At 71.5% G+C, this 12,846-nt stretch carries 12 protein-coding genes; 8 read left to right on the top strand and 4 right to left on the bottom strand.

The window, feature by feature from the left end:
* Positions 1 to 164: 164 nt before the first annotated feature.
* Positions 165 to 1,220 (top strand): sensor histidine kinase, encoded by a 1,056-nt coding sequence (locus BLV24_RS16000; protein WP_092683600.1) that lies wholly within the window; start codon positions 165 to 167, stop codon positions 1,218 to 1,220.
* Positions 1,217 to 1,951 carry a LytR/AlgR family response regulator transcription factor gene (locus BLV24_RS15995; RefSeq protein ID WP_218133447.1) on the top strand — a complete coding sequence of 245 codons (735 nt, stop codon included), beginning with the start codon at positions 1,217 to 1,219 and terminating at the stop codon, positions 1,949 to 1,951. Before BLV24_RS16000 ends, BLV24_RS15995 begins: the two co-directional genes overlap by 4 nt.
* Positions 1,952 to 2,090: 139 nt before the next feature.
* On the opposite strand, the gene BLV24_RS15990 is transcribed toward BLV24_RS15995, so the two are convergent.
* From BLV24_RS15990 to BLV24_RS15980, 3 genes are all read right to left on the bottom strand, one after another.
* Complete coding sequence (locus tag BLV24_RS15990) at positions 2,091 to 4,058, bottom strand: TRAP transporter permease (RefSeq protein ID WP_092683598.1); 1,968 nt, start codon at positions 4,056 to 4,058, stop codon at positions 2,091 to 2,093.
* Positions 4,059 to 4,284: 226 nt separating this feature from the next.
* On the bottom strand, positions 4,285 to 5,445 hold the full coding sequence (locus BLV24_RS15985) for a TAXI family TRAP transporter solute-binding subunit (RefSeq protein ID WP_092683597.1): 1,161 nt from the start codon (positions 5,443 to 5,445) through the stop codon (positions 4,285 to 4,287).
* Positions 5,446 to 5,613: 168 nt separating this feature from the next.
* Positions 5,614 to 6,765, bottom strand: a complete 1,152-nt coding sequence (locus tag BLV24_RS15980) for a TAXI family TRAP transporter solute-binding subunit (protein ID WP_092683595.1) — start codon at positions 6,763 to 6,765, stop codon at positions 5,614 to 5,616.
* Between the two features lie 385 nt (positions 6,766 to 7,150).
* Here BLV24_RS15980 and BLV24_RS22060 point away from each other — a divergent pair, with 385 nt between their 5' ends.
* The 3 genes from BLV24_RS22060 (at position 7,151) to BLV24_RS15970 (ending at position 8,255) form a co-directional block, all read left to right on the top strand.
* The gene (locus BLV24_RS22060; protein WP_176954778.1) at positions 7,151 to 7,327 is read left to right on the top strand and encodes a hypothetical protein; all 177 of its coding nucleotides are present in this window, start codon (positions 7,151 to 7,153) and stop codon (positions 7,325 to 7,327) included.
* Between the two features lie 209 nt (positions 7,328 to 7,536).
* The gene (locus BLV24_RS22635; protein WP_245710609.1) at positions 7,537 to 7,671 is read left to right on the top strand and encodes a hemin uptake protein HemP; all 135 of its coding nucleotides are present in this window, start codon (positions 7,537 to 7,539) and stop codon (positions 7,669 to 7,671) included.
* A gap of 95 nt (positions 7,672 to 7,766) precedes the next feature.
* Positions 7,767 to 8,255 (top strand): hypothetical protein, encoded by a 489-nt coding sequence (locus BLV24_RS15970; protein WP_092683591.1) that lies wholly within the window; start codon positions 7,767 to 7,769, stop codon positions 8,253 to 8,255.
* A gap of 30 nt (positions 8,256 to 8,285) precedes the next feature.
* Here the strand turns inward: BLV24_RS15970 and BLV24_RS15965 are convergent, their stop codons facing one another.
* On the bottom strand, positions 8,286 to 9,146 hold the full coding sequence (locus tag BLV24_RS15965) for a GntR family transcriptional regulator (RefSeq protein ID WP_092683589.1): 861 nt from the start codon (positions 9,144 to 9,146) through the stop codon (positions 8,286 to 8,288).
* A gap of 271 nt (positions 9,147 to 9,417) precedes the next feature.
* Here BLV24_RS15965 and BLV24_RS15960 point away from each other — a divergent pair, with 271 nt between their 5' ends.
* From BLV24_RS15960 to BLV24_RS15950, 3 genes are all read left to right on the top strand, one after another.
* Entirely contained in the window at positions 9,418 to 10,398 is a 981-nt protein-coding gene (locus tag BLV24_RS15960; RefSeq protein ID WP_092683587.1) for an ABC transporter ATP-binding protein, read from the top strand.
* A gap of 86 nt (positions 10,399 to 10,484) precedes the next feature.
* The gene (locus tag BLV24_RS15955) at positions 10,485 to 11,771 is read left to right on the top strand and encodes an ABC transporter substrate-binding protein (protein WP_092683585.1); all 1,287 of its coding nucleotides are present in this window, start codon (positions 10,485 to 10,487) and stop codon (positions 11,769 to 11,771) included.
* Positions 11,772 to 11,946: 175 nt separating this feature from the next.
* A complete protein-coding gene (locus BLV24_RS15950) occupies positions 11,947 to 12,846 on the top strand; it encodes an ABC transporter permease (protein WP_092683724.1) in 900 nt (299 codons plus the stop codon).

Here is a 12,846-nt window from a genome sequence, read left to right as displayed (position 1 = left end):
GCCAGAAGCCGGGGCGGGGTGATCGATGAAACCGGCGCCTTCGTCGGTGAACCGGCCCGGGCCGAGGGCGGGGAGGGGGCGCGGCTTGCCCGGCCGCGGGGCGGCGGCTATCCCGGAGGGGCGACTCGCGGCGGCTCCGGGGCGTCGCCGCGCAGGGGGGCGCCATGCATCGGCTGGAACACAGTTATCCCGCGTCCCGCGGCCTGCGGCTGGCCGGCTGGGCGGCGTTCTTCGTCGCCGATCTCGTGGTCCGGATCTTCATCTATCACGACCCCCTCGACGCGCTGGCGCTGACCGTCGCGCTGGCGCCGCTGATCGCGGGGCAGGCGGTGGGCATCGCCGCGATCTACCGGCGGCTGGGTTTCGTCGGCGGGCTCGACGCGCCCGCGCTGGGCTGGCTGCTGGTCCTGTCGGGGGCGGCCGGCGGCGTGGTCGCGCTGGTCGCGGACGTGGCGCGGCCGGCGATGGGCATCGCCATGCCCGAGGGGCTGCTGCTGAGCCCCATGCTCTCGGTCGGCTTCTACTATTGCCTGGTCTACGCCTGCTGGAGCCTCGCCTGTTTCTGGGCCGCCGCCGAGCGCGCCCGCCGCGCCGAGGAACGCCGCGCCGCCCAGGCCGAGGCCGACGCCCTGCGCGCCGAGCTGCAACGCCTGCGCCTTCAGCTGGACCCGCATTTCCTGCTCAACGCGCTCAACGGCATCGCCGAGGAATTCCGCGGCGACCCCGCCGCCGCCGCCGACACGCTGGGCGAGCTGACCCTGTTCCTGCGCCATTCGCTGACCGCGATGGACCGGCTGGTGATGTCGGTGGACGAGGAGGTGGAGGCGGTCTCGGCCTATCTCGAAGTCCAGCGCGCCCGCTTCGGCGACGGGCTGAGCGCCACCGTGGACGTGGAGACCGCGGCGCTGGGCCGGGGCATCGCGGGGTTCCTGCTGCAGCCGCTGGTGGAGAACGCGGTGGAGCATGGCCGCCGCAACGCGCCCCGGCGGGTGGAGCTGGCGATCCGCGTCGAGGGCCCCGCCCTGCGCGTGGCGATCCGCAACACCGGCCGCCTGTCGGAGGCGGCGCCGGCAGGGTCGCGCACCGGGATCGGGTTGGCCAACGTGCGCGCCCGGCTTGCCCTGCACTATCCGGGCCGGCATCACTTGACGCTGGAGCAGGAGGGCGACGACGTGGCGGCGACGCTGGTGCTGGAAGGAGAACCGATATCCGGGTCGTGATCGTGGATGACGAGCCGCTGGCGATCCGGGCGCTGACCCGGCTGCTGGCCGCGCATCCGGAGGTCGAGCTGGTCGGCGCCGCGGGCTCGCTGACCGAAGGGCGCGCGGCGATCGAGGCGGCGCGCCCGGACGCGGTGTTCCTGGACGTGGACCTGGGCGAAGGCGACGGCTTCGAGCTGATGAAGACGCTGGGAGCCCCGTCCCGCCCCGCCCCCTGCGTCGTGTTCGTCACCGCCCATTCCCGCCACGCCGTCGACGCCTTCGCCATCGAGGCCGCGGACTACCTGCTCAAGCCCGTGACGCCGGAGCGGCTGGCCGACGCCCTGCGCCGGCTGCGGCGCCGGCTGGCCGACGCCGCGAAAGGGGGCGCGGGCGATGCGCCGCCCCCCGAGATGCTGGAGCTGCGGATGCCCAGCCGCACCCTGCTGGTCGAGCCCGCGCGGCTGGCGGCGCTGACCGCGGAGGGGGATTTCACCCGCGTCCACCTGGCCGACGAGCCCAGCCTGCTGATCCTGCGCACGCTCAGCCAGTTCGAGGCGCAGCTGCCCGATCCGCCCTTTCACCGGCTGGGCCGCTCGGTGATGGTCAATCTCGACCGGGTCCGGCGGATCGTGGCGCGGGACCGCAACCTCGCGCATGTGACGCTGGAAGGGGGGGAGGCGCCGCTGGCGCTGGGCCGCACCGCCTCGGCCCGGCTGCGCGCGGCGCTGGCGGCGCGGCGGGCGGAGTAGGGCGGGCCCCGCCCCACTCCGACCCGTCCCACTCCGGCCCACGTCGCCCCGGCCCGCGGGGCCGCGACGCGAAAGGGGCGGCCCGATGCGGACCGCCCCCTGGTTTTCATCCCGCATGCGGCGGGGCCGGCGCTCCCGGTCAGAGCTGGGGCGCGGTGGTCGCGGCTCGCGACCCCCTCGCCCGCGCCGACAGCACCGGCAGCGCCGCCAGCGCGATCCCGATGCCGTTCAGCGCCCAGCGGTCGAGCCCCAGCAGGCCCTCCCCCGGCAGCGCCATGCAGATCCCGCCGGCGAACAGCATCACCCGCAGCGCATAACCCTTGGCGTCGTCGCTCAGGTCGCCGACCAGGCTGACATGCCCCTGCAGCGAGCCCGAGATGAAGAACACCCCGATCAGCGCCGTGGTCATGGTCACCGCGACCTCCATCGCCGGAGCCTCGCCCACCAGCGCCGGGTTCAGCACGAAGAAGAACGGCGCGAGATAGATCACGCCCCCCAGCTTCATCGCCTCGAACCCGGTCCGCATCGGGCTCGCGCCCGACATGGTGGCGGCGGCGAAGGCCCCCAGCGCCACCGGCGGCGTGATGTAGGAGACCATGCCCCAGTAGAGGATGAACATGTGGACCGCGAGCACGTTCAGCCCCGCCTGCTCCAGCGCCGGGGCCAGAACCACCGCGAGGAAGATGTAGCAGGCCGTCACCGTCATCCCCATGCCGAAGATGAAGGCGGTGATCGCCCCCATCACCAGCAGCGCGAAGACGCTGTCGCCGGCCATGAACACCAGCTCGTTGACCAGCGTGCCGGCGAGCCCGGTGGCCGAGAACGCGCCCACGATCAGGCCGACGCCCAGCAGCACCGCCACCAGCTCGGCCAGCGCGCGGCCGATGCCCACGATCAGGTCGCCCATGCTTTTCAGCGTGAAGCGCTGCTTCTTCATGACCTGGTTGATCACCAGCAGCAGGGCGGTGGCGTAGAACGGCGCCAGCGTGTCCTGGCGCAGCGCCACCATGAAGAAGATCAGCAGCGCGAACACCGCCACATAGGGCCAGCCGTCGGCGAAGGTCTTGCGCAGGGTCGGGGCCTCGCCCGGGGCCAGGCCCTTCAGCCCGCGCTTGGCGGCGTAGGCGTCGATCTGCGCGAACAGCCCGAAATAGTAGAGGATCGACGGGATCGCCGCGGCCAGCGCGATCTCCACATAGGGGCGCGACAGGAAGGAGGCCATGACGAAGGCCGTGGCCCCCATCACCGGGGGCATCAGCACGCCGCCGGTGGACGCGCAGGCCTCGGTCGCCGCGGCGTAGCGGGCCGAGAAGCCGGTGCGCTTCATCGCCGGGATCGACACCGCGCCGGTGGTCAGCACGTTGGAGATGACCGAGCCCGACATCGACCCCATGAAGCCCGAGGCGAAGATCGCGACCTTGGCCGCGCCGCCGCGGAACGAGCCGACCAGCGCCAGCGCCAGGTCGTTGAAGAACTTGCCCCCCCCGGTGTGCTGGAGCACGGCGCCGAACACGATGAAGCCGATCACGAGGTTGCCGAAGGCGTTCATCGGGATGCCGAACGAGCTTTCGTTCGAGATCATGTGATAGGGCGCGAGATCGAGGAACGGCGAGGCGAAGCCGGTCAGCGGGTCGGGCATCACGTCGGCGAAGGTCGGGTAGAGCGAGAACGCCGCCACGATCAGGAACAGGACCAGCCCGCCGGCCCGGCGCGTCGCCTCCAGGATCAGCAGGTAGTAAAGCACCGAGGCCCAGACCGCGGTGTCCGGCGCGGCGTATTCCCAGCCTTCCTCAAGGCTGGTGTCCGCCGACCAGGCGAAATAGACGCCCACCGCCGCGGACAGCGCCGCGGGGATCCAGTCCAGCAGGCCGGGCCCGCGTATGCGCGAGGCGGGGAAGACCAGGAAGGTCAGCGCCAGGAACACGCCGCCGAGCAGATACAGGTATCGCCCCTCGATCAGCACGATCCCGAAAAGCTGCCAGTTGAAAAGCTGGTGCGCCGCCAGCCCGACGGCCGCGATCGTGCCGGCGATGATCGCGATGCGCGCAGCCATGGGCAGGGGGGCGGGGGCGGCTCCTTCGAGCTCGCGGCGTTCGGCCTCGTCCATGTCGTGTCAGCCTGTGCTTGCCGGGGCCGCCGCGCGCGCAGCGGGGCGTCGGTCCCGGACGAGGGAAGGGAAGGGCGAGGGGCGCGGCCGGCCCGTCGGGGCCGGCCGCGGGATCGCGATCACGATGGCGGCGGCCGGAGCCCGGCGGGACGCCCCGGCGCGGCCGCAGCCGCGCCGGTCCTCGGCTCCGGGCCCGTCACGGGGCCCGGATCTGGAGCGTCCGGCCTCAGAACACCACCTTCAGGCCGGCGGCCTCGAGCGCGGCGCGCCGGGCCTCGGGCCAGGCGGCGTCCCAGTCGGCGGGACCCTCGGCCTTCAGCGCGGCCCAGGCGTCCTGCAACACCTTCTGCCGGGCGATCAGCGCGTCGTTATGGGCCTGGTGCTCGTCGTTCCAGACGCCGACCTCCTGGTAATACCGGATCGCGCCGTCATGGTAGGGGACCACCCAGGACAGGGACTGCTGCTCCAGCGCCCAGCCGTCGATGCCCGGCGCCGTGCCCTTGTAGTCGGGGAAGGTCTCGTACATCGCCTTGGTGAAGTTGTAGACCAGATCCTCGTCCTGATCGGCCAGCGAGATCATCGCCGGGTAGGGATAGCCCGCGGTGGGAATCCCGCCCTCGGTGGTCCCGGCCACGGCGCCCTCGGTGGCGACCATGGTGCGGAAATAGGGGGCGATCGCGTGCATCCGGGCCAGGGCCTCGGTGTCGTCGGGGTCGATGCGCGGCCAGTGCAGCCCGCGGGGCGAGGCCTCGGCCTGGAACATGCCGCTGGCGGTCATCGAGGCGAAGGCCGCATCGATCTGCCCGTTGGCGAGCCCCTTGAGACTGTCGCCATAGCCGCCGAACTCCACGACCTCGACGTCGTCCCAGGTCAGGCCGGCATAGGCGAGATAGGCCTCGGCGTTGACGTTCAGCGCGGGCGCGCCCTTGATCCACGACACCCGCTTGCCCTTGAGGTCGGCATAGGTCTCGATCCCCGCATCCGCGGCGACGCCGATCGCCTGGCCGAGCTTGCCGGCGAAATTGGTCATCAGCACCCGGACCGGCTGCGGCCCCCAGGAGTCGTCGGCGAAGTCGAACGCGCCTTCCTGCATCATGTAGGCGCCGACCCCGAAGGCCGAGAACGGCACCTTGCCCTGACGCAGGGGCGCGGCGCGGGCGATGTCGTTCTTGCCGGGCAGCACGCGCAGCGCGACGCCGGCGTTCTTGAAGGCCGCGCCGACCGCGACCATCTGGTTGAATCCGGTCGAGCCGGTGCCGTAGGCGGTGATCGCGACGGTGTCGGGCAGGGTGAATTCGGCCGAGGCCGGGGCCGCGACGCTGGTCGCCAGCCCCAGGGCGAGCGCGCTGACAAGGCCGGCCGCGCGGGCCGGGCTCTGATAGGTCATCTGGGATCTCCTCCGGTGGCGCCGTTTCGGTCTGTTGTGCGAAACGGTCATTCTATCCGGGCATTGTCGGACAGTGCTTGCCATCGGTCAAGCGGTGACGCCGTGGTCCGTGGTCCGTGGTCCGTGGTCCGGGGTCCGGGGGACGTCGCCGCCCCCCGGAACGGGATCTCAGAACACAGCGGGCAGACCGGCGGCGGCGAGCGCCTCGCGGCGCGCGGCCACCCAGGCGCTGTCCCAGTCCTCGGGGGCCTCGGCCTCCAGCGCGGCCCAGGCGTCCTGCAGCACCTTCTGGCGCGCGATCAGCCCGTCATTGTGGGCCTGGGCGCTGTCGGTCCACTTGCCGGCCTCCTTGTAGTAGCGGATCGCGCCGTCATGGTAGGGGACCACCCATTCGAGGTTCTGGAACTTCATCGCCCAGCCGTCGATGCCCGGGGCCTTGCCCTTGTAGGTGTCGTAAAGCTCGAACATCGCCTTGGTGAAGTTGTAGACCAGATCCTCGTCCTGGTCGGCGTAGGCGATCATCACCGGGTAGGGGTAGGTGGCGGTGGGGATGCCGCCCTCGGTGGTCGCGGCGACCGCGCCCTTGGTGGCGATGGCCGGGGCGAAATAGGGCGCGATGGCCTGCATCCGGTCCAGCCCGGCCTTGTTCTCCGGGTCGATCGTCGGCCAGTGCAGACCGCGGGGCGAGGCCTCCATCTGGAAGGCGGAGCCGGAGGTCATGATCGCGTAGGCCGCGTCGACCGAGCCGTTGACCATGCCCTTCCAGCTGTCGCCGTAGCCGCCGAACTCGACCTTCTCCACGTCGTCCCAGGTCAGGCCGGCATAGGCCAGATAGGCCTCCATGTTGGTGTTGAGCGCCGGCGCGCCCTTCACCCAGGCGACGCGCTTGCCCTTGAGATCCGCGTAGGTCTCGATGCCGGCGTCCTTGGCCACGCCGACCGCCAGCCCGGTGTCGCCGGCGTTGTTGATCGAGAGCAGCCGGACCGATTGCGGGCCCCAGCGCTCGGAGCCGAACTCGAACACCCCTTCCTGGACCATGTAGACGCCCACGCCCATGGCCGAGATCGGGACCTTGCCCTGGCGCACCGGCTCCATGCGGGCGATGTCGTTCTTGCCGGGCAGGATGCGCAGGTTGACGCCCGCGGCCTCCTGCAGGGCGGCGCCGACGGCGACCATCTGGCCGTAGCCGGACGAGGTCGTGCCATAGGCGGTGACCGCCATGGTGGACGGCAGCTTGATGTCGGCGGCGACAGCCTGGCCGACGACCATCTGTCCGGTCAGTGCGACCGCGATCGCGGCCGCGCTCAGCGTGCGGATCATGGTATTCCTCCCCTGGATTTCTTGTTCGGTCTCTTCTTGCTTTTCCCGCAGCGTCAGGGATCGGCGGCGCCGCGTCAAGCGCGACGGTGCGACGAGCGGGCGCAGGGGGCGAATGACGCCCTGCGCGGCGTCGGGGAGGGGCGCGCGAGGGCGCGCGCGCGGCGATCGCGGGGAGGCCGGGGCGGAAAAAGCGGGCCGGATATACCTGATTGAAAAAGTCGGGATTGACCGGGGGCGGAGATTCGGCTCATAAAGTCCTCAGGAAACAGCCACCCCGTCGCGCTCGCCGCGCCGGTTCGGGGAAGCCAGGACCGACCGCCAAACCGACCGCCGCGCCCCCGGACATGCCGGCTCCGCGCGTCGATCGACAGTCCGGAGACCCCAGATGCGCGACCTGTTCCAGGACCGTCCGCTTGCGCCTCGCGCCGGCGCCCTGACCGCCCCCTCGCCCCTGCGCCGCGCCGCCGAGCGTGACGAAGCCCTCGCCCTTTTCGCCGGCGCCGCCGGCGGGCTGGAGATGTCGCTGGAGCGTTGGCTGGACCGGATGGAGGGCGTGCGATGAGCCGGCCCGAACTGCGCTCCCGCCCCGTGCTGGGTCTCGCCTGCGCCGACGCGTCCGGTCATCGCGCCGGCCCCGCGCTTTCGGCCCGGCCCGCCCTGTCGCTCGCCGGCCGTCCGGTGGCCGACCGCGCCCGGCTCGACCAGGCGGAGGCGACGCCGGTTTCCGCGCCCGCGCCCGTCTCCCCCGCCCCCGTCTCCACCGCCGCGCGTCTGCCGGCCGACACCGCGCCGGTGCATGACGCCCGGGCGCTGACCGGCGGCGGGCAGGAGGCGCGGATCGTGCTGGACGGCGCCGTCTACACCCTGCGGGTCACCCGTCAGCGCAAGCTGATCCTGACCAAGTGAACCGACGCGGCCGCCCGGCGCGGCCGCGACCGAGACCGCGGTTTCCGGCGCCCGCGCGCCGGGCCGCCTGATCCGGGTCCGGGAGGGCCGCGCGCATGACCTTTCCGGCCCGACCCCACGGTCCTGACAAGGCCGGTCCCGGCCCGGCCCGGCGTTTCGCCGGGTTGCCGCCGGTGGAGCGGCGGGCGGCGCTGGCGTTGCGGCTGATGCGGGTCGGCCCCGACGGGCGCTGGGCCCTGCGGCGCGAACTGGCCGAGGCGCTGGACGCCAGGGCCGCCGAGCGCGCGGTGCAGGCGATGGACCTGCTGGTGACGCTGATGGCCGGCGCCGCGCGGCGCAGGCTGCGTCCGGGGCCGCTGACCAGCCTGTCCGCCTCGGTCGACGAAGCCGCGTTCGGGCGCATGGTGGCCGCCGCCGCCGCGGGCGACCACGCGGAAGCGGCGCGGGAGCTGTCCCGTCTGCTCGACGCGGCCCCGCCCGCCGGCGCGGTGGAGGCGGCCGAGACGCTCGGCCTGATCGCCGCCGCCGCCCAGGGCCTGCGCCCCGAGGGCCTGCCGGCCCCCGGCGCCGATATCGTCGACTGACCTGACGCCGAGGACGAGGCGCCGCCCGCCTCAGCGGCCGAGAGCCTCGGCGAGGGTCGCCGTGGGCGCGCCGCGATCGCCCAGGTCGAGACCCGAGCGCAGGTCGACGATATGCCCGCGCATGATCTCCTCGGCCGCGTCGCCGTCGCCGGCCTCCAGCGCGTCGAGCAGGGCGTGGTGGGCGTGGCTTTCGCAGGTGGTGTCGACCCGACGCCAGTAGAGCGCGATGATCAGCGACGACCGCGCCACCAGCCCCCGCACCATGCCCGCCAGCACATGCTGGTCGGCGATGTCCGCAAGGCGGATATGGAATTCCCCCGACAGCGACAGCGCCCGGCCCTTGTCGTCGGCGGCGACCGCCGCGTGCTCGGCGTCCAGATGGGCGCGCAGGGCGGCCATCTCTCCGGTTCCGGCCGCGTCGGTCCCGGCGCCGACATGGGCCGCGGCCATGCGCGCCACCCGCGGCTCGATCAGGGCGCGGGCCTCGAAGACCTCGTTGGCCTCGCGCTTGTCGGGGCGGGCGACGAAGGCGCCTCGGTTGCGCTCCATCGTCACCAGGCCGGAATGGGCGAGCGCGTGCAGGGCGGCGCGGGCGACGGTGCGCGAGGCGCCGAACAGCTCGCCGACCTCGTCCTCCGACAGCTTGGCGCCCGGCGCGATGCGATGTTCGAGAATGGCGCGGTGCAGGCTGCCGCAGATCTCCAGCGCGCGGCCCGGGGGCAGGGAGAACAGGCGCCCGGCCTCCGGCGTCGCGCCCCCACCCCCCGTCGCCCCGCCCCCCGTCGCACCCCCGCCCGTCGCGCCCCCGCCCGTCACGAACCGGTCGGCCGGAGCGAAGGCGGGGCGGGCTGTGCGGAGGGGGCGCGGGGCGTCTCGCGACCACTGCGGCATGGGAAGCTCCCGATGGAATCCGGGCGATGGCTGTCGCGCACCGCGCCCGCGGAAAATGCGACGCCGCGCGCCGGCGCGCAAGCGCGGCAAGCGCGATCGTATACGATTGCGACCATAACAGGCGGCCTCTGCTCATTGCTGCGGCGCCCGGGGCGCCTGCGCAAGCGGCGGCGCCCCGCCCGCGCGTCCGTGGCGGGCTTGGCATGGCGCTTGCTGAGCTTGACCCGCACGACAGGCGCCGAGCCCCGGCGACAGCGAGAGGACCGCAGGCATGAGCCAGGACGCCACTCTGGAACTGGTCGCGCTGACCAAGCGCTACGGCGACGCGCTCGCGGTCGACCGCATCGACCTCAAGGTCGCGTCGGGCGCCTATTGCTGCCTGCTCGGCCCCTCGGGCTGCGGCAAGTCCACAACGCTCCGCATGATCGCGGGGCATGAGAGCGCCTCGGACGGGGACGTGATGCTGGGCGGCAAGCGGGTGACGGGGCTGCCCCCCGCCAGGCGCGGCACGTCGATGATGTTCCAGTCCTACGCCCTGTTCCCGCATCTGAGCATCGCCGACAACGTCGCCTTCAGCCTCAAGATGAAGGGCGTCGCCAGGGCCGAGCGCCTGGCCAGGGCCGCCGAGATGCTGGCGCTGGTCGACATGACCGCCTTCGCCGACCGCCTGCCGGCCCAGCTTTCGGGCGGCCAGCAGCAGCGCGTGGCGCTGGCGCGCAGCCTGATCACCCGCCCGCAGGCGCTGCTGCTGGACGAGCCGCTTTCGGCGCTCGACCCGTTCCTGCGCGTCCGGATGCGGGGGGAGCTGAAGAAGATCCAGCGCGAGCTGGGCCTGACCTTCGTGCATGTCACCCATTCCCAGGACGAGGCGCTGGCGCTGGCCGATCTGGTGGTGGTGATGAACGCCGGCCGGATCGAGCAGGCCGCCCCCGCGCGCGAGGTCTTCGGCGCGCCGCGCACCGAGTTCGTCGCCCGCTTCATCGGCGGTCACAACGTGGTCGACGACGGCTCGGGCCCGGTGGCGGTGCGCGCCGACCGGATCGCGGTGATGAAGGGCGGCATGGGGCTGCCCGCCACGGTGCGCGACATCGAATATCTCGGGGCCACGGTGTCGGTGGCGCTGCAGGCGGACCAGCTGGGCGAACTGACCGCCGTGCTGCCCGACGGCCGGTTCTTCGCCGATCCGGTCGCGCCGGGCGAGCAGGTGATGCTGGCCTGGAAACCCGAGGACGCCCACCGGCTGGCCGCCTGAGCGCGGCCCGCCTTCCGATCCGACCGAAGCAGACCCGGCCGGGCCCGCAGACCCGGCCGCCGACAGGGAACCAAGGAGAGGACATCATGGACAGGACCGAGACCAAGGGCGTCAGCCGCCGCGCGCTGCTGAAGGGAACCGCCGCCGTGGGCGCCGCCGCCGTCGGCTCCGGCGTCATCGGCGCGCCGATGATCTGGGCGCAGAACATCAAGGACGTCACCCTGCGCCAGTTCGGCACCGGCGTGTCGAACCTCAACGAAGTGGCGGAGAAGGTGAAGGAAGACCTCGGCTTCACGCTGCAAATGACGGCGCTGGACAGCGACAGCGTCACCCAGCGCGCCGCCACCCAGCCCAAGTCCTTCGACATCGCCGATATCGAATACTGGATCTGCAAGAAGGTCTGGGGCGCCGGCAACCTGCAGGCGATGGACGTCTCCCGGATCGAGAACTACGACAAGATCGTCGGCATCTTCAAATCCGGCAAGCTGACGCCCGAAAGCACCATCGCCCAGGGCACCGCCCCCCACAGCGTCGGCTTCGTGCCGGAGCCGGGCGCGCGCGCCTTCGCGGATGAGCAGACCAACTGGATGACGCTTATCCCCACGATCTACAACGCCGACACGCTGGGCATCCGCCCCGACCTGATCGGCCGCCCGATCAACAACTGGTCCGAGCTGCTGAACCCCGAGTTCAAGGGCAAGGCCTCGATCCTCGACATCTCCGCCATCGGGATCATGGACATGGCCATGGTCTGCGAGTCGATGGGCGAGATCCAGTATGGCGACAAGGGCAACATGACCCAGGAGGAGATCGACAAGACCATCGCGATCTTCATCGAGGCCAAGCGCGCCGGCCAGTTCCGCGCCTTCTGGAAGAGCTTCGACGAGTCGGTGAACCTGATGGCCTCGGGCGAGGTGGTGATCCAGTCGATGTGGTCGCCGGCGATCACCGCGGTGAAGTCGAAGGGCATCCCCTGCGTCTACCAGCCGCTGGAAGAGGGCTACCGGTCCTGGGGCGGCGGGCTGGGCCTGTCGGCGAACCTGTCGGGGCTCGAACTGGACGCGGCCTACGAATACATCAACTGGTATCTCTCGGGCTGGGTCGGCGGCTTCCTGATGCGCCAGGGCTACTATTCGGCGGTGCCCGAGACCTCGAAGCTGTTCATGTCCGAGAACGAGTGGGGCTACTGGTTCGAGGGCAAGGAGGCCACCGAGGTCATCACCAACCCGCAGGGCTCGCCCATGGCGCAGGTCGGCGAGGTCCGCGACGGCGGCTCGTTCGAGGAGCGCATGGGCCGCGTCGCCTGCTGGAACGCGGTGATGGACGAGAACAAGTACATGGTCCGCAAGTGGAACGAGTTCATCGCGGCCTGATCGCCGCGTGACGCGAGCCGTGGCCTGATCGCCGCGTAACGCGAGCCGCGGCCCGAGGGCTGCGTGACTTGAGCCGCGGCCCCACGGCCGCGCATAGGCCGGCCGCGTCCCCTGTCCGGGGGGCGCGGCCCCTCCGACCCCAGCGCCCCTGCGAGGCCCGATGTCCGACACCCCCATGGAAGCCGCCCCCTTCGCCGAAAAGGCGCCTGACGCGCCGGTGCGCGTCCTGTCCGAGGGGCTGGCCTCCTGGCTGCTGGTCAGCCCGCTCGCGATCCTGCTGGCGATCTTCCTGGTGATCCCGATCTCGGTGATCGTCACGGTGTCGTTCTGGGGCTATAACGAGTGGGATTTCTATCCCGACTTCACCTTCGAGAATTACGAATACCTGCTGACCTCCGCGGTCACTTTCGACACCTACGTCAAGACATTCTCCTACGTGCTGATGGCCTGGGCGTTCACCGCCGCCATCGGCTTCGCGGTCGCCTATTTCCTGGCCTTCCACGTCCGCTCGACGGTCTGGCAGGTGGCGCTGTTCCTGGTCTGCACGGTGCCGTTCTGGACCTCGAACATCATCCGCATGATCTCCTGGATCCCGTTTCTCGGGCGCAACGGGCTGGCCAACGAGGTGCTGCTCCAGGCCGGGCTGATCGAGACGCCGCTGGAGTTCCTGCTGTTCTCCGATTTCGCGGTCGTGCTGGCCTTCGTGCATCTCTACACGCTGTTCATGGTGGTCCCGATCTTCAACTCGATGATGCGCATCGACCGCAGCCTGATCGAGGCCGCGCGGGACAACGGCGCCTCGCCCTTCCAGATCCTCACCAACGTGATCCTGCCGTTGTCGAAGCCGGGGCTGATGATCGGCTCGATCTTCGTGGTGACGCTGGTGATGGGGGATTTCATCACCGTGCGCTTCATGTCGGGAAGCCAGTCGGCCTCGGTCGGGCGCATCATCCAGAACGAGATCGCGCTGCTGCAATACCCGGCGGCCGCGGCGTCGGCCGTGGTGCTGCTGATCACCGTGCTCATCATGATCGCCGTCATGCTGCGGCTGGTCGATATCCGGAAGGAGCTCTGA

Origin of the sequence: Albimonas donghaensis (assembly GCF_900106695.1) — a bacterium.
GTDB classification, from domain to species: domain Bacteria; phylum Pseudomonadota; class Alphaproteobacteria; order Rhodobacterales; family Rhodobacteraceae; genus Albimonas; species Albimonas donghaensis.
Note: the sequence above shows the minus strand (reverse complement) of the source record. Positions and strands in the feature narration are given on the sequence as shown.

What these genes read in the sequence shown, in the direction of transcription:
- BLV24_RS16000 (WP_092683600.1), top strand. Translation starts at nt 165, where the DNA reads ATGCATCGGCTGGAACACAGTTATCCCGCGTCCCGCGGCCTGCGGCTG.
- BLV24_RS15990 (WP_092683598.1), bottom strand. Translation starts at nt 4,058, where the DNA reads ATGGACGAGGCCGAACGCCGCGAGCTCGAAGGAGCCGCCCCCGCCCCC.
- BLV24_RS15985 (WP_092683597.1), bottom strand. Translation starts at nt 5,445, where the DNA reads ATGACCTATCAGAGCCCGGCCCGCGCGGCCGGCCTTGTCAGCGCGCTC.
- BLV24_RS15980 (WP_092683595.1), bottom strand. Translation starts at nt 6,765, where the DNA reads ATGATCCGCACGCTGAGCGCGGCCGCGATCGCGGTCGCACTGACCGGA.
- BLV24_RS22060 (WP_176954778.1), top strand. Translation starts at nt 7,151, where the DNA reads ATGCGCGACCTGTTCCAGGACCGTCCGCTTGCGCCTCGCGCCGGCGCC.
- BLV24_RS15970 (WP_092683591.1), top strand. Translation starts at nt 7,767, where the DNA reads ATGACCTTTCCGGCCCGACCCCACGGTCCTGACAAGGCCGGTCCCGGC.
- BLV24_RS15965 (WP_092683589.1), bottom strand. Translation starts at nt 9,146, where the DNA reads ATGCCGCAGTGGTCGCGAGACGCCCCGCGCCCCCTCCGCACAGCCCGC.
- BLV24_RS15960 (WP_092683587.1), top strand. Translation starts at nt 9,418, where the DNA reads ATGAGCCAGGACGCCACTCTGGAACTGGTCGCGCTGACCAAGCGCTAC.
- BLV24_RS15955 (WP_092683585.1), top strand. Translation starts at nt 10,485, where the DNA reads ATGGACAGGACCGAGACCAAGGGCGTCAGCCGCCGCGCGCTGCTGAAG.
- BLV24_RS15950 (WP_092683724.1), top strand. Translation starts at nt 11,947, where the DNA reads ATGGAAGCCGCCCCCTTCGCCGAAAAGGCGCCTGACGCGCCGGTGCGC.